Source organism: Arenibaculum sp., from assembly GCF_035998295.1.
Classification (GTDB): domain Bacteria; phylum Pseudomonadota; class Alphaproteobacteria; order Azospirillales; family Azospirillaceae; genus DASYHS01.
The window spans coordinates 1-22,487 of the sequence record NZ_DASYHS010000033.1 but is presented as its reverse complement, the minus strand read 5'-3'; the positions used below and the strand labels follow the sequence as shown (position 1 = coordinate 22,487).

Here is a 22,487-nt window from a genome sequence, read left to right as displayed (position 1 = left end):
GACAAGTCATCATACAAATATTCATATCTTGTATGTTGACATTACCATCGGACGGCGTGACGATGAAGCCAGGACGCGTGGCGACACGGCGGAAAACATGGCCTCTCCGATCGATCCCGACCTGCTGTTCCCCGCCGAGGCACGGACCCGGGCGATCGCCCGCGAACTCCACGCCGGCATCCGGGACCTGCCGATCGTCAGCCCCCATGGCCACACCGACCCGCGGTGGTACGCGCTGAACGAGCCGTTTCCGGACCCGGCGCGGCTCCTGATCGTGCCCGACCACTACGTCTTCCGCATGCTGTTCAGCCAGGGGGTGCGGCTGGAGGATCTCGGCGTCCCGACGCCCGACGGGTCTCCCGTCGAGACCGACGGCCGCGCGATCTGGCGGCGCTTCGCGGAGAACTACCACCTGTTCCGCGGCACGCCGACGCGGCTCTGGTTCGACTACGTGCTCTCGACCCTGTTCGGTATCGACGACCTGCCGAGCGCCGCCACGGCGGACCGGCACTACGACCGCATCGCCGAGCTTCTCCGACAGGAGGCCTACCGGCCGCGGGCGCTGTTCGAGCGCTTCAACATCGAGGTGATCGCCACCACCGAGGGGGCGCTCGACGACCTGCGCTGGCACGCGATGATCCGGGACAGCGGCTGGCGGGGGCGCGTAGTCACCGCCTACCGGCCCGATGCCGTCGTCGACCCGGAGTTCGACGGCTTCGACGCCAATCTCGACGCGCTGGGCGAGATCGCCGGTACCGACACGGGCACGTGGAGCGGCTATCTGGAAGCCCACCGCGTCCGCCGCGCCTATTTCAAGGAGTTCGGCGCCACGTCCACCGACCACGGCCACCCGACGGCCGAAACCGCGAACCTGTCCCTGGCGGAGGCGGCGTCGCTGTTCGACCGCGTGCGCAGCCGCAAGGCGGACGCCGCCGACAAGCGCTTGTTCCGGGCCCAGATGCTGACCGAGATGGCGAAGATGAGCCTGGACGACGGTCTGGTGATGCAGATCCATCCGGGTTCCTGGCGCAACCATTCGCCGGCCGTGGCGGCGCAGTTCGGCCGCGACAAGGGCTTCGACATTCCCACGCGCACCGACTACGTCGCGGCGCTCCGGCCTCTGCTCGACCTGGTCGGCCTCGAGCCGAGCCTGACGGTCATCCTCTTCACGCTCGACGAGACGAGCTATTCGCGTGAGCTGGCGCCGCTTGCGGGCGTCTACCCCGCCCTCAGGCTCGGGCCAGCGTGGTGGTTCCACGACAGCCCCGAGGGCATGCGCCGCTTCCGCGAGGCGACCACCGAGACCGCCGGCTTCTACAACACGGTCGGCTTCAACGACGACACGAGGGCGTTTCCGTCGATCCCGGCCCGACACGACGTCGCGCGCCGCGTCGACTGCGCATTCCTCGCCCGCCTCGTCTGCGAGCATCGCTTGCGGGAGGAAGAGGCGCACGAGCTTGCGCAACAGCTCGCCCATACGCTCGCCAAGAAGGCGTATCGGCTCTAACGGGCAGCGATGCCCCAACGGGAGAACGGGAGGAAACGATGTTGCGCACTTTGAGCTTCGCAGCCGCCACGGCGGTGGCTGCCACCCTGATGGCCTCGTCGGCCGGCGCGGAGATCGTGCTGCGCTCGTCCGACACCCACCCCGACGGCTATCCCACCGTCGAGGCGGTGAAACACATGGGCCAGCTCCTGGAGGAGCGTACCGACGGGCGCATCAAGATCGACGTCTATCATTCCGCCCAGCTCGGCGAGGAGAAGGACACGATCGAGCAGACCCGCGCGGGCGTGATCGACCTCAACCGCGTGTCCATGGGGCCGTTCAACGGGCTGGTCCCGGAGACCCGGGTCGTGTCGCTGCCGTACATCTTCCGCTCGACCGACCACATGCGCGCGGTGATGGACGGCGAGATCGGCGAGGAGATCCTGGCGGCGTTCGAGCCGCACGGCCTGGTCGGGCTGGCCTATTACGACAGCGGCGCGCGCTCCTTCTACAACTCGAACAAGGAGATCGGTTCGCTCGAAGACCTGCAGGGCATGAAGTTCCGGGTCATGCAGTCCGACATCTTCGTCGATATGGTCAACGCGCTCGGCGCCAACGCGACTCCCATGCCCTATGGCGAGGTCTATTCGGCGATCGAGACCGGCATCATCGACGGCGCGGAGAACAACTTCCCGAGCTACGAGTCCGCCAAGCATTCGGAAGTCGCCAAGTTCTACTCGCTCGACGAGCACCTGATCGTTCCGGAAGTGCTGGTGATGGCGAAGTCCAGCTGGGACCGGCTCTCGCCCGAGGACCAGCAGCTCGTCCGCCAGGCGGCGAAGGACAGCGTCGCCAGGCAGCGCGAGATGTGGGAAGCGCGCGAGCGGGAGTCGCGCTCGATGGTCGAGGCGGCGGGCTCGAAGATCACCACCCCGGACAAGCAGCCCTTCATCGACGCGATGGCGCCCGTCTACGAGAAGCACGTCACCGATCCGAAGCTGCAGGATCTCGTGCAGCGGATCCAGGCGGTACGCTAGGCCGGCAACGCGGGCGGCGCGGCCCACGGGCTTGCGCCGCCCTCCACTTTCGTCGGGGAGGGGCGAAATGCAGGACGGTCCTGGGAAGGGCGTCATGGCGCGCGTCGCGCGCGTGCTGTCGGCGGTCAGCACGGTCGCGCTGTGGGCGGCCGGCGCCGGCCTGGTCCTGATGACCGCGGTCGTCGCCTGGCAGGTCTACGGGCGCTACGTGCTCAACCGTTCGCCGAGCTGGACCGAGCCCGGCGCGGTGATGCTGATGAGCTGGTTCATCCTGCTCGGCGCCGCCGCGGGCGTGCGCGAGAACAACCATCTCGGCTTCGACGTGCTCGTCTATCTGCTGCCGCGGGGCGCCAAGGGGGTCCTGCGCACGATCTCGGATCTCGTCGTCCTCGCCTTCGGCGCCGGCATGGTCTGGTACGGAGGCCAGCTCGCCGCGCTGACCTGGGGCTCGACCCTGCCTTCGCTCGGCATTTCGGGCGCCTTCGACTATCTCCCCGTCGTCGTCGGCGGCGTCCTGATCGCGCTCTTCGCGCTGGAGCGCATCGCGCTGCGTCTCGGCGGCGCGCCGGTGGACCAGGAGCTCGACGAGGCGCCGGCCGCCGGGGAGCGCGAAGAGGCGGCCGGCGCCGCGCAGGCGAGGGGCTGAGCCATGGAACTCTGGATACTGTTCGGCGTCTTCGCCGTGCTCCTGCTGATCGGGGTGCCGATCGCCTTCTGCCTGGGTGCCGCCAGCTTCGCCGCCGTCGCCTATATGGGCCTGCCGCCGCTGGTCGTGTTCCAGCGCCTGAACTCGGGCATGAGCGTCTTCTCGCTCCTGGCGATCCCCTTCTTCATCTATGCCGGCGACCTGATGGTGCGCGGGGGGATCGCGCGCCGCATCGTCGCGTTCGCCGGGTCGCTCGTCGGCCATATCCGCGGCGGCCTCGGCCAGGTGAACATCGCGGCATCCACCCTCTTCGGCGGCATCTCCGGCTCGGCGGTGGCGGAAGCGGCGGCGGTCGGCGGGTTGATGATCCCGCAGATGAAGGCGCGCGGCTACGGGGTGGACTACGCCGTGAACGTCACCTCGATGGCGGCGCTGATCGCGCTCCTGCTGCCGCCCTCGCACAACATGATCATCTATTCCATCTCGGCCGGTGGGAAGATCTCGATCGCCGACCTGTTCACCGCCGGCATCCTGCCCGGCCTGCTGCTGGCGCTGGCGCTCATGACGACCGCCTATTTCGTCGCGCGCCGGCGCGGCTACCCGACCGAGGCGTTCCCGGGCCTCGTCGCCGTGGCGCATCTCGCCGCCGTCGCCGTGCCCGGCCTCCTGCTCATCGCGATCATCTTCGGGGGCGTGCGCTCGGGCGTGTTCACCGCCACCGAAAGCTCTTGCATCGCGGTCCTCTACGCGCTGCTGGTGACGGTCCTCGTCTACCGCGAGATGACGTGGCGCGACTTCGTCCATGCCACCCTGGGCGCGGTCCGCACCACGGCGACGGTGCTGCTCATCATCGGCACGGCGGCGGCCTTCAGTTGGCTGATGGCCTACCTGAAGGTCCCGGCCTCGCTGGTCGCATGGATGAACGCGATCTCCGACGACCCGCTCGTCATCATCCTGCTGCTCAACGTCCTGATGCTCCTTCTCGGCACCTTCATGGACATGGGGCCGATGATCATCATCACGACGCCGATCTTCCTGCCGGTGGCGCAGGCCTACGGCATCGATCCCGTGCATTTCGGCGTCATCATGGTCCTGAACCTGGGCATCGGGCTCAACACGCCGCCGGTCGGCATCGTCCAGTTCGTCACCTGCGCGGTCGCGCGGATTTCCGTCTGGGAGGCCATGCGCAGCATCTGGCCCTTCTACTTCGCCGGCCTTCTCGTGCTAGGGCTGGTCACCTATGTCCCGGCGATCTCGCTCTGGCTGCCGGGCGTGTTCAGGTAGGGGATCGGAATGACGATGGAGCCCTCGACGGCGTCGAAGACCGAACGCAGGCCCAAGCTCTCGGAACGCGTGGTCTCGGCGATCCGCTCCCAGGTGCTGTCGGGCGAGATACCGCCCGGCGACAAGCTGCCGACCGAGAGCCGGCTGACCGAGATGTTCGGCGTCAGCCGGACGGTGGTCCGCGAAGCGATCGCGACCCTCGCCGCCGACGGCCTCGTGGAGGCCCGGCAGGGTGCCGGCGTGTTCGTGAAGCAGCACCCCGCGCATGCCTTCGGATCGATCGGGCTGGAGACCGGCAACAGGATCTCCCATGCGCTCAACATCCTCGAAGTGCGTATGGGCATCGAGATCGAGAGCGCGGGCCTGGCCGCGCTGCGTCGCAACGGCGCCCAGGAGGCGCAGATCCAGGAGGCGTTCTTCGACTTCGACCGCCTGCTGGCGCTCGGCGAGACGACCGGCAAGGCCGACTTCGCCTTCCACCGGGCGATCGCCGCCGCCACCAACAACCCGTTCTACGTCGAGGTGCTCGACGCCCTCGGCACGCGGGCGATCCCCTGCGACGTCACCTCGCCCTGGGGCACCGACAGCGCGCTCAGCCGCGAGTACCAGGAAGGACTGCAGCGCGAGCATCTCGCGATCCTGAAGGCCATTTCCGCCAGCGACCCGGACGCCGCCCGCGCCGCGATGCGCGCCCACCTGTCGGCCAGCCAGCAGCGCTACCGGGCGCGGCTGAGCGGGCAGCAGGCCGGCTACGCCTCGGCCAGGACCGGCCCGCCCGCGACCTGATCCCCAATGCCATCCGGAGACCCATCGCCCATGACAGAGAGCCACATCGACCACACCGTCCGCTACGCGATCGATCCCGCGGCGGCGGCGCGCATGGGCACCGACGAACTCCGGACGCATTTCCACGTCGGCGGCCTGTTCGAGCCGGGACGGATCAACCTCGTCTACACCCATTACGACCGCATGATCGTCGGCGGCGCGGTCCCGCTCGGGAGCCCGATCGCGCTCCCGGCGATCCGGCCGACCGGCACGAAGGGCTTCCTCGACCGGCGGGAACTCGTGGCGGTCAACATCGGCGGCGAAGGGACGGTCGAGGTCGGGGGCAGGCCCTACCTGCTCGGCCCGCGCGACATGATCTATGTCGGCATGGGGGAGACGGTCTCCTTCGCCTCGGCCGACCCGGCCTCGCCGGCGAGGTTCTATCTCCTGAGCGCCCCGGCCCATCAGGGCCTTCCGACGCGCCACATCCGCATAGGCGACGCGAAGCGCGTCGATCTCGGCAGCCAGGCGACGTCCAACGAGCGCTCGATCTTCCAGTTCATCCATCCCGAAGGCGCCAGGACCTGCCAGCTCGTCGTCGGGATGACCCAGCTCGCCCCGGGGTCGGTCTGGAACACCATGCCCTGCCACGTCCACGACCGGCGCATGGAGGCCTATCTCTATTTCGACCTGCCGGAGGCGGCGCGCGTCTTCCACTTCATGGGCGAGCCTGCCGAGACGCGCCACCTGGTGATGCGCAACGAGGAGGCCGTGCTGTCCGCGCCCTGGTCGATCCATTCCGGCTGCGGCACCGCCAGCTACGCCTTCATCTGGGCCATGGCCGGGGACAACGTCGACTACGCCGACGTCGATCCCGTGCCCATGGAGGCGCTGCGATGACCGTTCCGGCCGCCTTCAGCCTCGCCGGCAGGCGGATCGTCGTCACCGGGGCCAACACCGGGATCGGGCAGGGCATCGCCGTCTCGATCGCGCGTGCGGGCGGCACGGTGATCGGCGTCGGCCGGTCGCCGATGGACGGGACGGCGGCAATGGTCGAGGCGGAGGGCGCCGGGTTCCACCCCGTCCGGTGCGACCTGTCCGACGTCCCGGGGGCCTGCGCCCGGCTCGACGCCGTCTGGGCCGAGCTGGGGCCGGTCGACGGGCTCGTCAACAATGCCGGCATCATCCGCCGCGCCGACGCGCTCGACCTCACGCAGGCGGACTGGGACGAGGTGATGGACCTGAACCTCAAGGCGCTGTTCTTCCTGAGCCAGGCTTTCGCCCGTCGGCTCGTCGCCGAGGGGCGGCCGGGCCGGATCGTCAACGTCGCCTCGCTCCTGAGCTTCCAGGGCGGCATCCGCGTCGCGTCCTACACGGCCTCCAAGCACGGCGTGCTCGGCATCACGCGGCTGCTCGCCTGCGAATGGGCGGCCAGGGGCATCAACGTCAATGCCGTGGCGCCGGGATACGTCGAGACCAACAATACGCAGGCGCTGCGCGCGGACCCCGGCCGCAGCGCCGCGATTCTCGAGCGCATCCCGGCCGGCCGCTGGGGCGTGCCGGAGGATATCGGCGACGCCGCCGTGTTCCTTCTCGCCCCGGCTTCGAACTACGTGCATGGCGCCGTCATCCCCGTCGATGGCGGCTGGCTCGCGAGATGAGGACCGACATGACCGACACCAGGCTCTTCGTCCGCCGGCAGGAAGGCGAATGGACGGATCTCGGCCAGGGCAACCGCAGGCGCGTCCTCGTGCACACGGACGAGCTGATGGTCGTCGAGTTCGCCTTCGACGAGGGCGGCGTGGGCGCGCCCCATTCGCATCCGCACGTGCAGGCGAGCTACGTCGCCCGAGGCCGGTTCGAAGTGACGGTCGGCGACCGGACCGAGACGCTTTCGGCTGGCGACAGCTTCATCGTCCCGTCCGGCACGGTCCATGGCGTGAAGGCGCTGGAGGCGGGCCTCCTCGTCGACAGCTTCACGCCGCTTCGCGCCGACTTCCTGGAGTGACGGCGGCCGTCGTATCGCCCCCCGCGCTCAGTCCCGGTAGCCGGGGCTGGTGCGGTCGAGCATCCGCAACAGCGCCGGCCAGATTCGCGCATTGGCTTTGCGGCCGGGATCCTCGAAGGCCCGGGCGACCTGTTCGGCGACCGTGTCCGCGGGATGGATCAGCTCGGCGCCGGTGGACAGCAGCGCCACCTGCGCCTGGCAAGCGCGCTCGAGGTAGTACATGACGTCCCACGCCTCGGCGATCGTCCGTCCGCACGCCAGCAGCCCGTGGTTGCGCAGCAGCATCACCATCCGGTCGGCGCCTAGCGACGCCTGCAGCCGCTTGCGCTCGGCGTCCGTGAAGAACACGCCGTCGTAGTCGTGATGGGCGATGCGGCCGTGGAAGCGCATGGCGTGCTGGGTCAGCGGCATCAGGCCCTGTTTCATGCAGGAGACCGCGATGCCGGCCGCGGTGTGGGAGTGCATGACGCAGGTGACGTCCGGGCGGGCCATGTGGACGGCGCTGTGGATCGTGAAGCCGCCGGGATTGATGCCGAGCCCGGTCGTATCCGAGACCACGTTGCCGTCGACGTCGACCTTGACCAGGCTCGACGCCGTGATCTCGTCGAACATCAGCCCGTAGGGATTGATCAGGAAATGGTCGTGCCGGCCCGGCACCCGGGCGGAGATGTGGGTGTAGATCAGGTCGGTGAAGCGGAAGTGGTGGAACAGCCGATAGCACGCCGCGAGATCGACGCGGACCGTCCATTCGTCGTCGGCCGTGCCGGCCGGCCTGCGCGACGGCAGGATGGCCTGCGATTGGGCCTGCGGCTGGGGCTGGGCGACCATGCGTTCCCTCCTTGTCTGTCCGGAAACGGGTTTCCGGCGTGGAGCCGGCGGCCTCAGCCGCTGGCGACCTTGCGGCGCATCCGGGCGGGGCGCGCCGGCGTGGAGCCGGTGCCCTCGCCGCGGCCGCCGCCGAACGGGTAGACGGGACTGCCCATGCGGTGCGAGAGGACGCGGGCGGCGTCGTGCAGCGCCTCGACCAGCCGCGGCACGTCCTGCGGGCTCAGGACATGGACCGGGAAGGCGATGCCGAGCGAGCCCGTGATCTCCTGGTCCTCGTTCAGGATCGGCGCCGCGATGGCGCCCAGGCCCTGGGTCGTTTCGCCCATGGCCTGGGCGTAGCCCGCCGTCCGGATCTGGGCCAGCATGCGCTTGAGCGCCTCGCGGTCGGTCACGGTCGCCGTCGTGAAGGCGGGCATGCCGTAGCGGTCGAGCAGCTCGTCGACGCGCGCCTCGGGCAGGAAGGCCAGCAGGACGCGGCCGGCCGCGGTCGAGTGCAGCGGCATCCGCGTTCCCGCGCGCCAGGCGGAGTTGAGGAGCAGCGGCCCCTCGATGCCGAGCAGGTAGACGACGTCGTCCCCGTCCATCATCGACAGCCGGGCGCTGTGGCCGGTCTTCTCGACGAGCTGGCGCATCAGCGGCAGCGCCTCGCGTGACAGCCGGTGGAAGTTGACGAACCGGGACCCGAGCATGAAGGCGCCGAGGCCGACCGCGTAGCGGCGCGTCCGCGGGTCCTGGGTGACCATGCCGTTGGCGCGCAGCGTGCTCAGGATCTTGGAGACCTGGCTCTTGGGCAGGCCGAGCTTCTCCGCGATCTCGCCGACCCCGAGGTCGGCCTGGTTGCCCATGAACTCCCTCAGCACCTGAAGCGCCGAGTTCAACGACTTCATCACTACCGTCTCCCGCGGTTCCACGCGCCGTTCCGTCACGGCCGGCGCGGCAGTTCGATCACGGCCGTGCCTCGTGCCGTCACTTGGCCCAGCTGGTTTTCCGCCCAGATCTCCGCATCGACCAGCCCGCGGTCGTCCTCGATCCGCTTGCCGGCGACCTTGCCTTTGGTGAAGGTCGTGTCGCCGAAGATCACGGGCAGTTTCAAACGTACGCCAAGGTAACGCAGGAAACCGTCGTCGCCCATCCAATTGGTAACGCAGCCGGTCATAAAGCCGATGCGCTGCGGACCGTTGTCGTAAGGCCCGGGCATGCCGAGTTCCGACACCGCGACCTTTGCGTTCTGGTGGCCGATCGACGGGCTGATCGCAGCCGCGTAGTAGCTGGGGTCGTAGTTGTTGGGGATGCGGTCCGGCGCATGCCGCGCCCAGTAGCTGTACTGCCATTTGAGCTTGGTCGACTTGTAGCCGGACGTGCCGACGGCGCCGGCGTAGTAGCAGGTCATGTCGAGCTGGCTCAGCGGCCCGCGCACGGTGCCCGGCATCTCGGCGCCGACCTCGACGTCCTCCCAGTACAGCGTGTCGGCGCCGCGCCGGTACTCGTTGAGAACGGCGTCCTCGATCGCCTGGAGCTCGGCCGCGCCGTAGCGGTGCGGCTCGCGCGCCTCGTAGCGCAGGCCGCCCTCGGCGGTCTGGCGCGGAACCCGGAAGCAGTGCGACAGGACGCTCGCTACCGTCCGGCCGTGCTGGTTCGTATAGGCGACGTCGCCGGTCTGGACGATCATCCGCGGCACCTGCTTGCCCGAGACCTCCCGGACGTCGGCCAGCCTGGCGCGCGCGGTTATGGCGTCGTTGCGGCGCACCGGTTCGTGGAAGGTCCAGTCGGAGCCGGAATAGAACCACTGGATGTCCGGAAGGCCAGGGGCGACGACGGCGTCGAACACGCCGAACAGGAAGGTCGGCGGGGCGATGATGCCGCCCCAGCGGGTCCCGGCCGCGTAGTCGGGATCGCAGTAGAGCGGGTTGTCGTCGCCGAGGCCCCAGGCGTAGTGCCGGATGGTGTCGCGGGTCGCCTCGTAGTTCCATTGCTCGACCCTGATATCCTGGCCGAGAAGGGCGCTCGCCTGTTCGAGCGCGTCGGCGGGCAGGGACGGGGCGTGCAGCGTGCTGTCCATGTGTCCTGTTCCTTATCGGTTGTCGGCGCTTCGTGTGACGACGAGCGCGTCGACGGCGACCGCGCCCAGGCCTTCCGGCCGGACGATAAGCGGGTTGATGTCGAGCTCGTCGACCCAGGTCTCGACCTGGAAGGCGTCGGCCAGGCGATGCATGACCGCGACCGCCGCGTCGACGTCCAGCCGGGCGCGGCCGCGGGCACCCGTCAGCAGCGGGTGGATGCGCAGGCGCCGCAGCGCCTCGGCGATCTCCTGCGGGCCGGCGGGCAGGGCCAGGAAGGCCACGTCCTCCAGGACCTCGGCCCAGATCCCGCCGGCCCCCAGCATCAGGACGCGGCCGAGTTCCGGGTCGACCGAGCCGCCGACGATCAGCTCGACGCCGTCGCGCACCATCGCCTGGACCTGCATGCCGTCGATGCGGGCGTGCGGCGCCTTCTCCGCGACGCTGCGCGCGATCGTCCTCCAGGCCTGCTCCAGCGCCGCCGAATCGGCGAGCCCGACGGCGACGCCGCCGACCTCCGTCTTGTGCGCGATGTCCGGCGAGGCGACCTTGAGCACGACCGGGAAGCCGACCTCGCCTGCGAAGCGCAGGGCCTCCTCCGGGGTCCGGCACAGCGCTTCCGGGACCATCGGCACGCCGGCGCGGGCCAGGAACCCGGCGGCCGTGCGCTCGGCCGCGTGCGCGGGCGCCGCGGCCTCGACGGGCGGCGCCGCGGCGGCGGCCGCGCGGCGGCGCCGCGCCAGCGCCGCCACCACCCGCTCGGCCGAGGGCAGCACCAGCAGCCCGGCTTCGAGAAGGGTCCGGCGGTCGTCGCGCTCCAGCAGGTCGCTCGAGGACAGGAACGTGACGGCGACGTGCTTGCCGCGCGCCCGCGCGCCGTCCGCCAGCTCGGCCAACCAGGGCACCAGTGCCCGGTAGTCGTGGGCGAGGCTGGTCAGGACCAGCAGCAGCGTGCCGACCGCGGGGTCGGCGAGCACCAGCTCCGCGCAGCGGGCATAGCCGCGCTCGTCCGTGAACAGCGCGGTGTCGACCGGGTTGGCCACCGTCATCTGCGGCGGCAGCAGGGCGCGCAGGCCGTCCCGTGTCCCGGCGTCGAAGCCGGGAATGGCGAGCCCGTGGTCGGCCGCGGCGTCCGAGATCAGGACGCCGAGGCCGCCGGAGATCGTGAGGACGCCGAGCCCGTCCGCCGCATCGCCGGAGGCGGGGCCGAGCACGTCGAGGGCGAGCACGAGGTCCAGCAGCTCGTCGAGGGTGCCGATCTCGACCAGTCCCGCCTGGCGGGCGACGTCGCGCCAGACCCGGGCCGAGCCCGCGAGCTTGCCGGTATGTGAGGCCGACGCGGCGCGCCCGAGGTCGGAGCGGCCGGCGCGCAGGACGACCAGGGCCTTGCCTTCGGCCCGGGCGCGCCGGGCGAGCGGCAGCAGCCGGTGCCCGTCCTTGAGGCCTTCGACGAACAGCGCGATCGTCCGGCAGTCGGGATCGTCGATGAAGTGCTCGACGAAGTCGAGGACCCCGAGATCGGCCTCGTTGCCGGTCGAGATCCAGCTCGTCAGGCCGATGTCCAGGTCGTTGAAGCTCTGCAGCAGCGAATTGCCGAGCGCCCCGCTCTGGGTGACCAGGGCGAGCGGGCCGGGCCGCGGCATGCGCCGGCGCAGTTCGGTCGAGAAGGTGGCCGTGACGCCCTGCCGGGGGTTCAGCAGGCCGACGCAGTTCGGGCCGACCAGCCGGACGCCGTGCCGGCGGCAGATCCGCACCAGCTCCTCCTGCAGCTCCGGGGCGCCCGCCTCGGTGAAGCCGCTCGCGATCGAGATCGCGAAGGGGATGCCGCGGCGCCCGCATGCCTCGAGCGCGGGCGCGACGCCGCCGGCGGGTACCAGGAGCAGCGCCAGGTCGATGCCGTCGGGAAGGTCGTCGACCGTGGGGACGCAGAGGACGCCGCCGATCTCGCCGTATTTCGGGTTGACGGCGTAGACCGCGCCGGCGAAGCCGTACCGCCGGAGATAGCCGAGGGGGCGGCCCGCCAGCTTGCCGGCGTCCGGCGACGCACCGACGACCGCGATCGCGCGCGGCGCCAGCAGCCGGTCGAGGGATGCGGGTTCCACGGTCACCGGCGGACGCTCTCCGCCTCGCGCCGCATCTCCGCCTCGATCTCTGCGGCGTAGTCGCAGACCTTGTAGCCGGTCTTGCCCCAGGTGGTGACGCCGCAGACATGGAGGACCTGCAGGCAGCCGTCGGTCAGCTCGCCGAGGGTCAGTCCTTCCTTCATCGCGGCGCGGAGGTGGTTCTTGGCGCCGTCGAGGTTGCCGGTCACGACGTCGAGCAGGACGTAGATCAGTTCCTTCGTCTTGAGGTCGAGCGATCCTTCCGGCGGCCGCTGGTAGATGTGCTCGCGCATCCGCAGGTAGCCGGCGAAGTATCCGGGCGCGTAGTCCATCATCGCGCGGATCGGCTCGGGCACGTTCCCGAGGGTTTCCATGAAGTGCTCCCGGCCGCGCTCGACTTCGTCGCGGATGTCGTCACTCGCCATTACCAGGCCCTTTTCAGCAGTTCGAGGATCGGCTCCGCGGACGCGGTCGGCCGCGGGTTGAAGTAGAGGCCGCGATCGGCCAGCGTGTGCTCGGCGATCGCCGGCAGCATGTCCTCCGCAAGGCCGGCGTCGCGCAGCCGCGTCGGCACTCCGGCGTCGTGCTGGAGCTTGCGCACCGCCTCGATCCCGGCCCGCGCGGCCGCCGCCTCGTCGAGGTCGCGGCCACCCACCCCCGTCGCCGCCCCCATCGCCTCGGCCATCGTCGCCAGCGCGCCGGCGGCCACCGGCAGGTTGTAGGCCAGCGCGTGCGGCAGCATGATCGCGTTGGCGACGCCGTGGGACAGCCCGCCGAGCGCGCCCAGGCAATGGCAGACGGCATGATGGATGCCGACCCGGGCGTTCGAGATGACCATGCCCGAGAGATGCGCGCCGGCGAGCACGCCGGCCCGGTGCCCGACCTCGTCCGGTTCGGCGACCATCGCGGGGATTGCCTTGGTCAGGATGCGGATGCCGTGCAGCGCCAGCCCTTCGGAGATCGGGTTGCGCAGGCGCGAGTAGAGGCCCTCGGCGCAGTGGGCGAAGGCGTTCATCGCGGTGGCCGCCACGATCGGGGCCGGCACCTCGACGTTGGCGGCGGGGTCGAGCACGATCAGCCGCGAGGCGAGGGTGACGTGCCAGAACAGCAGCTTGCGCCCATCGGCATCGCGGATGCCCAGGCCCGGCGTCACCTCGGCGGCCGAGGCGGTGGTCGGTACCGCGATCACCGGCAGCTTCGGGCTGGGCAGGTCCTTGGGATAGAACCTGTCGGGCGGCACGAAGCGCGACGCGTGCTCGGGCAGCCGCCCGCCCTCGGCGAGCAGGATCGCGACCGCCTTGGCCGTGTCGGAGGCGCTGCCGCCCCCGACCGCGACGAAGCCGTCGATCCGGTGCTCGCGGGCCAGCTCCGCCGCCTCCTCGACCAGGGCCACCGCCGAATGCTCGACGACGCGGTCGAACAGGTGCTGCACGCGCCCGCCGAGCGCGTCTAGCACGCGCTTCAGCACGCCGCTGCGGCGCGTGTTGGGCCCGCACACCACCATCAGGCGGCGGCAGCCGAGCGCGTCGACCTCGCCGCCCATGTCGGCGATGGCGCCCGGCCACATGATCACGCGGGCCGCGGTGTTGGTGTAGTTGATCCAGTCGGACGGGGTGACGGCGGGGGCCGCGCCCGGCGCCGCTTGCGACACGGTCATCTCGTTCTCCTCACCGCCGGTCAGGCGGCCTCCTGGCGGTCCTCGTCGAGGACCCGGCCGCACGGCGTGCCGGAAATGCTGGTCCGGTGCATCAGGCGGACCTGCCGGTGATCGTTGTCCGGGACCGCCATGTGCAGCGTGCAGCGGTTGTCCCACATCAGGATGTCGTTGGGCCGCCAGCGATGGCGGTAGGTGAACTGGACCTGCGTCTGGTGCGCGAACAGGAAGCCGAGGACCGCGTCGCTCTCCTCCTCGTCGAGGCCGACGATCCCGGTGGTCACGGCGATGCTGACGTAGAGCGCCTTGCGGCCGGTCTCGGGATGGACGCGCACGACCGGCTGGACGATGCGCGGGTTGGCCTTCTTCATGTCGCGGACCTGGCCCTGGTCCAGGTTCTTCAGGTCCCTGGTCTTGGAGAACAGCTCGTGGACGGCCTCGAGCGGGTCGATGAAGGCGCGGAAGGCCGGCGACAGCATCTCGTAGGCCAGGTACTGGTTGGCGAATATCGTATCGCCGCCGATGTCGGGGATCTTCAGGCAGCGCAGCACCGATCCGAGCGCCGGCCGCGCGGTGAAGGACAGGTCCGAATGCCAGTGCCGTCCGGCATTGCGCGTCTGGGCGGGCCTGCCCTCGCCGTCGCGGTTCGACAGCAGGAAGATCTCCGGATGCTCGGGGTGCCGGTAATGGACCAGCGGATAGTCCTCGACCGGGCCGAAATACCGGCTGAAGCGGATGTGGTCCTCCGGGGCGATGTCCTGGTCGCGCAGCAGCAGGACGCCATGCTCCAGCCATGCCCGGCGTATCGCTCCGACCGTGTCGGGATCCAGCGGGCGGCTCAGGTCGACGCCGCGGATCTCGGCGCCGAGCCCGTAGGAGAGCTGGTGGACGTCGACGGGCATGGCGGTTCCCTCCTAAGTTTCATATAAAGAAACTATGTTTCTATTCAGTCTACGGTGTTCCCGTCCCGTGTCAACCGGGTGGCCCGGTCGGCGAGCAGGGCGAGGCAGGCATGGACCGCTTCGGTCGCCGGCACCGGGACCTCCGCCAGCGCCGCCAGCTCGACGACGGCGCCGACGATGGGACCGACCTCCATCGGCCGGCCGCGCTCGCGGTCCTGGAGCATCGACGCCTTGATGCCGTGCATCCCCTCGGCGCGGCGCAGGCGCGTCTGCGCGCCGTAGGCGGGGGCGGCGCCGAACGCGGCGGCCACGGCGATCGCCTCCTCCATCAGCCGCAGGCAGAGCGGCCGGGAGAGGGGATGGGTCGCGGTCTCGGCGACGGTGGCGCCGGTCAGCGCGCCGATCGGATTGACCGCCAGGTTGCCGAGCAGCTTGCCCCAGGCCCGGGCGCGGATGTCGGTCACGACGGGGGCCTCGACCGCCGCCTCGCCGAAGGCGGCCGAGAGGCGCCGCAGCCGCCCGGTGACGCTGCCGTCGAGCTCGCCGATCGGGAAGTGGTCGTCCGCGGTGATCATGTGGCGGATCACGCCGGGCTCGACCACTTCGGCGGCCTTGAAGGCGAGGGCGGGAACGATCCGCCCGACGTCGAGATGGCGGGCGAGGGCGCCCTCGGGATCGACCGCGGCGACGGGACGTCCGTCATGCGGCCCGCCGTGGCGGTGGAAATACCACCATGGGACGCCGTTCTGGATCGGCACGACGAGCTCCGCCGACCGGCCGACCGCCCCGAGCTCGGCGGCGAGCGGCGGGAGCTGGTACGCCTTGAGCGTGACCAGAAGGACGTCGACCGGCCCGACCTCGGCGGCGCCGGCGGCGGCGCGCAGGTCCGTCGCGACCTCGGTGCGGCCGTCGCTGCCGATCAGGGTCAGCCCGCGGCGGCCGATCGCCTCGAGCTGCGCGCCGCGCGCGACCGCGACGACGTCGTGTCCGCCCAGCGCGAGGCGTGCCGCCAGGAAGCCGCCGATGGCCCCGGTGCCGTAGACGCAGATCCGCATGGCCGTGCGCTCCCGTCCCTAGCGGCCGCCGGACGACAGCTTGTCCGGCGCGTCCCAGAACACGACGCGCCGGTGCAGCCAGTCCGCGAACAGGAACAGCGACACGCCGATGGCGGCGAGGATGATCAGGACGCTGAACACGCCCGGCGTATCGAGGCGGAACATCAACTGGCCCATCAGGTAGCCGAGGCCGGCCTCGGAGGCGACGAACTCGGCGGTGATGGCGCCCAGCAGGGCGAGGACGACCGCCGTCTTCATGCCGGCGAAGATGAAGGGGGCGGCGCTCGGCAGGCGGACGTAGCGGAACTCGGCCCAGGTCCCGCCCTTGAGCGAGCGGATCAGGTTGATGCGGTCCTGGTCGATCGTGCGCAACCCGACGATCACGTTCACGAGGACCGGGAACAGGGCGACGATCATCGTGATCATGATCTTGGATTCGATGCCGAACCCGACCCAGATCATCATCAGCGGCGCCAGCGCCACCTTGGGCATGGCCTGGAGCGCCAGGATGTAGGGGTAGAACATGATCTCGAAGACGCGGCTCAGCGCGATGGGCGCCCCGATCGCGATGCCGAAGAAGACGCCGAGGCCGTAGCCCGCGAACACCTCCTGGGCGGTGACGGCGAGATGCCTCTGGAACAGGCCGCTCTGGAACCCGCCGACGAGCGCGCCGAGGATCTGGCGCGGCGTCGGCAGGATGATCTGCGGCACGTCGAACAGCCAGATGTATCCTTCCCAGACGGCGATCAGCACCACGAAGACGAGGGTGGGCGCGAGGATGCGGTACAGGCGGTCCCGGCTCATTCGATCTCTCCACGGCTGTGCAGATGGGCGCGGATGCGGCGGCTGAACTCGGCGAAGCGCGGACTGTCGACCATCGTGAAGTCGCGCGGGCGGGGCAGGTCGACGTCGATCATCTCGAGGATGCGGCCGGGCCGCGCGCTCATGACCGCCACCCGGTCGGCCAGGAACACCGCCTCGGTGATCGAGTGCGTGACGAACAGGACGGTCTTGCGCTGCTGCATCCAGATGCGCTGCAGTTCCTGGGTCATGGTCTCGCGGGTCAGGGCGTCGAGCGCGCCGAACGGCTCGTCCATCAGCAGCAGCGCCGGGTCGTGGGCGAGGGCGCGGGCCATGCCCACGCGCTGCTGCATGCCTCCGGAAAGCTCGGACGGGTACTTGTCGCCAAACCCGTCGAGGCCGACCAGGCGGAGCAGCTCCAGGCCGCGCTCGCGCCATCCGGCCCGGTCGGGGCGGCGCTGGACCTTGAGCGGCAGCAGCACGTTGTCGAGGATGGTCGACCACGGCAGCAGGGTCGCGTTCTGGAAGACGAAGCCGATGTCGTCGCGCGGGTCGCCGGCCGGCGCGCCATCGACGGCGGCCGAGCCGCTGCTCGTCTGCACCAGCCCGGCCAGCACCTTGAGCAGCGTGGACTTGCCGCAGCCGCTGGGACCGACGATCGCGCAGAACTCGCCATGCGCCACCGTCAGGTCGATGCCGTCCAGCGCGGTCAGCCGCTCCCCCGAACGCGTGGCATAGGCGACGCTGAGACCCGCGACGTCGATCATCGGCCGCTGGCCGGCCGCCGGCACGGGGCGCAGCGCCGCCTGCTTGGCCGCGGCGCGGGACGGCCGGGCGGCCGGGTCGGCGCCGTTCGATCCGGTGCGCCCCAGCGCCGTCGCGGCGCCGGGCGGCGGTTGCCTCGGGGTCGATGCCATCGGTCGTCACCTCTCGATCAAGCTGGGGGCAAGTCAGATCCGATGCCGGGCGATCATCGCGCGATCGGGCGTCAGGCCGAGCCCGGGCCCCTCGGGGGGCGCCGCGTGGCCGTCCTCGATACGCAGCGGCTCCTCGAACGGGTGCGGCCACCACGGCACGATCTCCAGCGTCAGTCCGTTGGGCACCGCGCACATCAGATGCGCGTTGATCCCGGGGAAGACGTGCGAGGCGACCGGGATGCCGCGCAGCTCGGCGGCGGCGGCCACCTTGCGCCATGGCGTGATGCCGCCCAGGCGCTGGAGATTGGGCATCAGGATGTCGGCGGCGCCGAGCGCCAGCATCCGTTCGAACTCGGCGGCGCCGAAATTGGTCTCGCCGGTGGCGATGGCCATCGGGACCGCCGCCCGCACCACGGCGCAGTCCTCGATCTGCGCCGCCGGCACCGGCTCCTCCAGCCACCACAGGTCGAAGTCGGCCAGCGCGGCCGCGGATGCGACGGCCTGCTTCGGCGTCCATTGCTGGTTGGCGTCGGCGATGATCCGCACATGCGGCCCGACGGCGTCGCGCACCGCGGCGAGGCGCGCGCGGTCGCCCTCGCGGCCGTGGCCTAGCTTGATCTTGACCGCGCGATGGCCGGCTTCGGCGTGGCCCGCGACCTCGGCCGCCAGTTCGGCGGTCGAGAGCGCGAGCGAGCCGCCGCTGCCGTAGACCGGGATCGCGGTGCGCGCGCCGCCGAGCAGGCGGTGCAGCGGCTGGCCGCTCGCCTTGCCGAGAATGTCCCACAGCGCCAGGTCGATGGCCGCCATGGCGGCGAGCCCGGCGCCGGACTGGCCGAGGAAGACCAGGGCGTCCCACATCGCCCGCCAGTTCGCCTCGACGCCGCGGGCGTCGCGCCCTTCGAGCCGGGCGCCCAGCGCGGCGGTCAGGCCGGCCAGCGTCGCGGCGTCGTCGCGGCCGAAGGCGAAGGCATGGCCGTGACCTTCCAGCCCGGCGTCGGTCCCGACCCGCGCCAGCACGATCTCGACGCTGGGGAAGGTGCGGATCGCCGCGCGGAACGGCGGGTCGAGGGCGAAGGACAGGACGTCCACCTCGACGGACCGGATGAGCGGGTCGTTCCCAGGAGAGCGGATCGGGGTCATCGGGACCTCCGGAAAAGCTAGGCAGGTCGGGCGGGGGCCACGCGGCCCCCGCCCGGCCGATCACTCCGCGACCTCGTAGCCGCGCGCGAGCTCCCGGATCTCCTCGGGATCGAAGTTGTTGATCTCGTCGATCAGCGCGTTCGTGTAGATGGCGTCGGCCTCGACCCCGGCGTCGATGTCGCCGAGCTTCTTGAGCATGTCGAGGTAGGTCGTGACGTCGACCTCGTGCATATAGCCCCACTGGTCGCGCGGCACGGCCATGTTGTCGATGCGCATGTGCTCGAGGCGGGCCAGCAGTGCCCGCACCGACTGTTCCAGCGCGGCCTCCTCATCGACGTTGGTCGGCTTCTGCTCGGGATACTTCTCCCAATGGATGCGGACGGCGGCCTCCGGGTTCTCGAGCGCGAAGATCGTCGCCTTGGCGTTGCCGCGGGCGAGCTTCACCAGCAGGTCGCGCTTCTCCTCCAGCGTCTCCTCGCGCGCGATCAGGGCGGTCTGGAAGCTGATGCGGTCCGACAGCGGCGAGGTCAGGATGCGCAGGTCGTATTCCTCGGGGTTCACGTTCTCGATCGCGGCATAGACGCTGTCGTACATCGCCAGCGCGTCGACCTGCTTGGTCATCCACAGCGCGGCGGCGGCCTGCCCGCCATAGCCGACCTCGACGAAGGTGACGTCCTTCTCGGGATCGAGGCCGGCATCCTCGAGCACCGCCTTGACGATCGGGATCGTCGCGGTCGCGAGGCCGACGACCCCCAGCTTCTTGCCCTTGAGGTCGGCCAGCGTCTTGATCGGGCTGTCCTCGGGAACGGCGGGCATCTGAAAGTTGTGGACGATCATGTTGTAGAAGGCGACCAGGTCGGCGCCCATCGCGTTCGGCTGCATCAGCCCGACCGAGGTGCCGGCATGGACGACGTCGGCCTCGCCGGTGATCACCATCTGGGCGCCGAGCGAGGAGCCCTTGGCCGACTTGATCTCGACCTCCAGGCCTTCCTGCTCCCAGAAGCCGAGCGCCTGGGGGATCGACGTCAGGGTCGAGGTGCCGGGCTCCAGCGAGGCAGAGGAGATCACCACGCTGAGCTTGTCCTGCGCGCCGGCACCGGCGGCACTCGTGCCGAGCGCGGCCGCGGCCAGCAGAAGGCCGGTCGCCGCACGGCGGAGGACAGGTCTGAGATGGACTTGGGTCGTCATCGCGTTCCCTCCCGTTGGGACGAGTGTAGTTTCTCGTATGGAAACCGTGTTTCTAATTTATTGCCTATCATTGCCCTCCTCGGCTAGGCTGTCAACCCTGACCGCACACGGACGGGAACGAGGGCTAAACCCCGGCGGCGATCCGGACAGGAGGGGAGGATGCTCGACTATCGGCAGTTGCTCGCGCGTACCGACGCGCCCGCCGGCTCGTCCTGGGGGCTGTTCGGGCCCGGCGACGAGCTCGGGACCCTGAACTTCCTGACCCCGGAATGCGCGACGCGCGCCGCCTCGCTGGTGCGCCGCGGCGCGGTCTTCAACCTCGACCACGCCCTCGACGCCTTCGACCCGCCCGTCGCGCGCCACCGCCACCAGCCGCGCCACGTCATCTTCTCGAACGGCAGCGACCACCGCGACGACCACCTCGACGGGCTCTACCTGCAGGGGTCGAGCCAGATCGACGGGCTGCGCCATTTCCGCCATCCCGACCACGGGTTCTACAACGGCGTCCCCGACGCGGCGGTCGGCCCGGGCAGTCCGGCGATCGGCATCAACCGCTTCGCCGAGCGCGGCATCGTCGGCCGCGGCGTGCTGGTCGACGTCGACCGCCATCTGCGCCGCCACGGCCGCGCGCTCGACCATCGCGCCGGCGAGGCGTTCCCGGCGTCGCTGCTCGACGCGGCCGCCGCCGAGCAGGGCGTGGCCTTCGAGCCCGGCGACATCCTGCTGCTGCGGACGGGCTGGCTGGACTTCTACTTCAACCGCATGAGCGCCGACGAACGCCGGGCGCTGCCCGGCAACCTCCGTTCCCCCGGGCTGCTCCAGGCACATGAGACGCTGGCCTGGCTGTGGGACCATCGGGTCGCGCTGGCGGCTTCCGACAATGCCGGGCTGGAGGCGATCCCGGCGGTGGCCGGATCGCCCTTCATCCCGACGCGCGAGCGGGCAGCCGGCGTGGACCCCATCCATTCCGGGCTGATGCACCCGACGATGATCGCCCTGCTCGGTCTCGCCATCGGCGAGCTGTGGGACCTGGAGGCGCTGGCCGCGGACTGCGCCGCCACGGGCGTGTGGGAGTTCATGGTCGTCGCCAAGCCCCTCAACGTCACGGGCGGCGTCGGCTCGCCGGCGAACGCGGTCGCGATCAAATGAACGAGGGAGGACGGCGATGACGGAAGTGGTAGTGGTCAGCGGCGCCACGTCGGGGATCGGGGAGGCCTGCGCCCGCCGCTTCCTCGACGAGGGTGCCCGGGTCGTCGCGATCGGCCGGCGGGCCGACCGGCTGGAGGCGCTCGCCGCGTCTGCCGCCGCCGGGGGCGCAGCGGGCGCGCTGCTGCCCCTGGAGCTCGATCTGCGCGACCGCGCCGCCGTCGAGCGGGCCTTCTCGGACCTGCCCGACAGCCATCGCGAGGTCACCGTTCTGGTCAACAATGCCGGGCTGGCGCTCGGCCCGGCTTCCGCGCTCCAGGGCACGCCCGAGCAGTGGGACACGATGGTGGACACCAACATCAAGGGCGTCCTGCACCTGACCGGGGCGATCCTGCCGGGGATGGTCGAGCGCGACCGCGGCCACGTCATCAACATCGGGTCGATCGGCGGCAGCTATGCCGGCGGCAGCACGGTCTACGGCGGCACCAAGGCGTTCGTGCACCACTTCTCGCTGGCGCTGCGCCGCGACCTGCTGGGCCGGCGGGTGCGCGTGACCTGCGTCGAGCCGGGTTCGGTCGCGACCGAGTTCAACCTCGTCCGCCTCGGCGATGCCGGCAAGGCCGCCGAGGCCCATCGCGGCTACCGGCCGATGTCCGCCGACGAGCTGGCCGAAATCGTCCATTACTGCCACCGGCTGCCGGCCCACATGAACGTCAACCGGATCGAGCTGATGCCGATCATGCAGGCGCCCAGCGCCTTCGCGATCGCGCGCGAGGACTGAGGGCGGAGGAGGGGCGCATGCGCATCGATACGGTCGAGACCCGGATCGTCAGCCTGCCGCTGGAGCGGCCGGTGGTCACGCCGATCCACCACATCACCACCGTCGACACGGTGCTGACGACGCTGCGCACCGACGAGGGCGTGGAGGGGATCGCCTACAACTGGGTGTTCGGGGTCCCGCGGGCGCGCGTGGTCAAGGCCATGATCGACGATCTGGCCGGGCTGGTGCGCGGGGCCGACCCGCTGGAGACGGCGGCGCTGTGGGCGCGGATGTGGAGCGACGTCAACTTCCTCGGCCGTTCCGGCGTCGCGATGCTGGCGCTCTCCGCGCTCGACGTCGCCTGCTGGGACGTCAAGGGCAGGGCGCTCGGCCTGCCGCTCTACCGCCTGCTCGGCGGCGCGCGGCGCGCGGTCCCCGCCTATGCCGGCGGCCTGTTCCTCTCCGACCCGCTCGACGCCATCGTCGAGGAGGCGCGGGGCTACGTCGCCCGGGGTTTCCGCGCCGTCAAGATGCGCGCCGGCGCCGCGAGCCTGGCCGACGACGTCGAACGGGTGGCGGCGGTGCGCGCGGCGATCGGCCCCGAGGTCGCGTTGATGGTCGACGTCGTCCAGGGCTGGACGCCCGAGCAGGCGATCCGGGCCGGCCGGGCGCTGGAACCCTTCGGCCTCGGCTGGATCGAGGACCCCGTCG

Annotated in this window: 23 protein-coding genes; 11 read left to right on the top strand and 12 right to left on the bottom strand. The window is 70.7% G+C overall.

Annotation, left to right across the window (positions count from 1 at the left end):
• The first annotated feature begins 97 nt into the window (after positions 1–97).
• From uxaC to VGO20_RS03190, 8 genes are all read left to right on the top strand, one after another.
• Positions 98–1,507, top strand: coding sequence for a glucuronate isomerase (uxaC, locus tag VGO20_RS03225; protein WP_327500847.1), 1,410 nt, complete (start codon positions 98–100; stop codon positions 1,505–1,507).
• Positions 1,508–1,545: 38 nt separating this feature from the next.
• Positions 1,546–2,523, top strand: coding sequence for a TRAP transporter substrate-binding protein (locus VGO20_RS03220; RefSeq protein WP_327500846.1), 978 nt, complete (start codon positions 1,546–1,548; stop codon positions 2,521–2,523).
• A 67-nt stretch (positions 2,524–2,590) separates the two neighbouring features.
• Positions 2,591–3,169, top strand: a complete 579-nt coding sequence (locus VGO20_RS03215) for a TRAP transporter small permease (RefSeq protein WP_327500845.1) — start codon at positions 2,591–2,593, stop codon at positions 3,167–3,169.
• Positions 3,170–3,172: 3 nt separating this feature from the next.
• Positions 3,173–4,453 (top strand): TRAP transporter large permease, encoded by a 1,281-nt coding sequence (locus VGO20_RS03210; RefSeq protein ID WP_327500844.1) that lies wholly within the window; start codon positions 3,173–3,175, stop codon positions 4,451–4,453.
• 9 nt (positions 4,454–4,462) lie between these two features.
• Complete coding sequence (locus VGO20_RS03205; protein WP_327500843.1) at positions 4,463–5,239, top strand: FadR/GntR family transcriptional regulator; 777 nt, start codon at positions 4,463–4,465, stop codon at positions 5,237–5,239.
• A 30-nt stretch (positions 5,240–5,269) separates the two neighbouring features.
• The gene (gene kduI, locus VGO20_RS03200) at positions 5,270–6,118 is read left to right on the top strand and encodes a 5-dehydro-4-deoxy-D-glucuronate isomerase (RefSeq protein ID WP_327500842.1); all 849 of its coding nucleotides are present in this window, start codon (positions 5,270–5,272) and stop codon (positions 6,116–6,118) included.
• Positions 6,115–6,879 (top strand): 2-dehydro-3-deoxy-D-gluconate 5-dehydrogenase KduD, encoded by a 765-nt coding sequence (kduD, locus tag VGO20_RS03195; RefSeq protein ID WP_327500841.1) that lies wholly within the window; start codon positions 6,115–6,117, stop codon positions 6,877–6,879. The genes kduI and kduD overlap by 4 nt, the downstream gene beginning before the upstream one ends.
• Positions 6,880–6,887: 8 nt before the next feature.
• Positions 6,888–7,226 (top strand): cupin domain-containing protein, encoded by a 339-nt coding sequence (locus VGO20_RS03190; RefSeq protein WP_327500840.1) that lies wholly within the window; start codon positions 6,888–6,890, stop codon positions 7,224–7,226.
• 27 nt (positions 7,227–7,253) lie between these two features.
• Here VGO20_RS03190 and VGO20_RS03185 read toward each other — a convergent pair whose 3' ends face one another.
• From VGO20_RS03185 to VGO20_RS03130, 12 genes are read right to left on the bottom strand one after another with little or no spacing between them, the layout of a single operon-like run.
• On the bottom strand, positions 7,254–8,054 hold the full coding sequence (locus VGO20_RS03185) for a class II aldolase/adducin family protein (protein WP_327500839.1): 801 nt from the start codon (positions 8,052–8,054) through the stop codon (positions 7,254–7,256).
• Positions 8,055–8,107: 53 nt separating this feature from the next.
• Positions 8,108–8,941, bottom strand: a complete 834-nt coding sequence (locus VGO20_RS03180; RefSeq protein ID WP_327500838.1) for an IclR family transcriptional regulator — start codon at positions 8,939–8,941, stop codon at positions 8,108–8,110.
• A gap of 35 nt (positions 8,942–8,976) precedes the next feature.
• Positions 8,977–10,113 carry an FAS1-like dehydratase domain-containing protein gene (locus VGO20_RS03175; RefSeq protein WP_327500837.1) on the bottom strand — a complete coding sequence of 379 codons (1,137 nt, stop codon included), beginning with the start codon at positions 10,111–10,113 and terminating at the stop codon, positions 8,977–8,979.
• 12 nt (positions 10,114–10,125) lie between these two features.
• Positions 10,126–12,219 carry an acetate--CoA ligase family protein gene (locus VGO20_RS03170; protein WP_327500836.1) on the bottom strand — a complete coding sequence of 698 codons (2,094 nt, stop codon included), beginning with the start codon at positions 12,217–12,219 and terminating at the stop codon, positions 10,126–10,128.
• Complete coding sequence (locus VGO20_RS03165) at positions 12,216–12,638, bottom strand: carboxymuconolactone decarboxylase family protein (protein ID WP_327500835.1); 423 nt, start codon at positions 12,636–12,638, stop codon at positions 12,216–12,218. Before VGO20_RS03165 ends, VGO20_RS03170 begins: the two co-directional genes overlap by 4 nt.
• Positions 12,638–13,870 carry an iron-containing alcohol dehydrogenase family protein gene (locus tag VGO20_RS03160; RefSeq protein WP_327500834.1) on the bottom strand — a complete coding sequence of 411 codons (1,233 nt, stop codon included), beginning with the start codon at positions 13,868–13,870 and terminating at the stop codon, positions 12,638–12,640. The genes VGO20_RS03165 and VGO20_RS03160 overlap by 1 nt, the downstream gene beginning before the upstream one ends.
• A gap of 20 nt (positions 13,871–13,890) precedes the next feature.
• Positions 13,891–14,769 carry a TauD/TfdA dioxygenase family protein gene (locus tag VGO20_RS03155; protein WP_327500833.1) on the bottom strand — a complete coding sequence of 293 codons (879 nt, stop codon included), beginning with the start codon at positions 14,767–14,769 and terminating at the stop codon, positions 13,891–13,893.
• 44 nt (positions 14,770–14,813) lie between these two features.
• Positions 14,814–15,824: a ketopantoate reductase family protein gene (locus tag VGO20_RS03150; RefSeq protein WP_327500832.1), complete on the bottom strand. Its 1,011-nt coding sequence runs from the start codon at positions 15,822–15,824 to the stop codon at positions 14,814–14,816.
• Between the two features lie 18 nt (positions 15,825–15,842).
• On the bottom strand, positions 15,843–16,628 hold the full coding sequence (locus VGO20_RS03145) for an ABC transporter permease (RefSeq protein WP_327500831.1): 786 nt from the start codon (positions 16,626–16,628) through the stop codon (positions 15,843–15,845).
• Entirely contained in the window at positions 16,625–17,542 is a 918-nt protein-coding gene (locus VGO20_RS03140) for an ABC transporter ATP-binding protein (protein WP_327500830.1), read from the bottom strand. The genes VGO20_RS03145 and VGO20_RS03140 overlap by 4 nt, the downstream gene beginning before the upstream one ends.
• 33 nt (positions 17,543–17,575) lie before the next feature.
• Positions 17,576–18,682 carry a mandelate racemase/muconate lactonizing enzyme family protein gene (locus tag VGO20_RS03135; RefSeq protein WP_327500829.1) on the bottom strand — a complete coding sequence of 369 codons (1,107 nt, stop codon included), beginning with the start codon at positions 18,680–18,682 and terminating at the stop codon, positions 17,576–17,578.
• A gap of 60 nt (positions 18,683–18,742) precedes the next feature.
• Positions 18,743–19,870, bottom strand: coding sequence for an ABC transporter substrate-binding protein (locus tag VGO20_RS03130; RefSeq protein ID WP_327500828.1), 1,128 nt, complete (start codon positions 19,868–19,870; stop codon positions 18,743–18,745).
• A gap of 159 nt (positions 19,871–20,029) precedes the next feature.
• On the opposite strand from VGO20_RS03130, the gene VGO20_RS03125 reads away from it, so the two are divergent.
• The 3 genes from VGO20_RS03125 to VGO20_RS03115 form a co-directional block, all read left to right on the top strand.
• Entirely contained in the window at positions 20,030–21,019 is a 990-nt protein-coding gene (locus VGO20_RS03125) for a cyclase family protein (protein ID WP_327500827.1), read from the top strand.
• A gap of 16 nt (positions 21,020–21,035) precedes the next feature.
• Positions 21,036–21,797 (top strand): SDR family NAD(P)-dependent oxidoreductase, encoded by a 762-nt coding sequence (locus VGO20_RS03120; protein ID WP_327500826.1) that lies wholly within the window; start codon positions 21,036–21,038, stop codon positions 21,795–21,797.
• Between the two features lie 17 nt (positions 21,798–21,814).
• Positions 21,815–22,487, top strand: a 673-nt coding sequence (locus VGO20_RS03115) for a mandelate racemase/muconate lactonizing enzyme family protein (RefSeq protein WP_327500825.1), incomplete at its 3' end; no start/stop codon positions are given.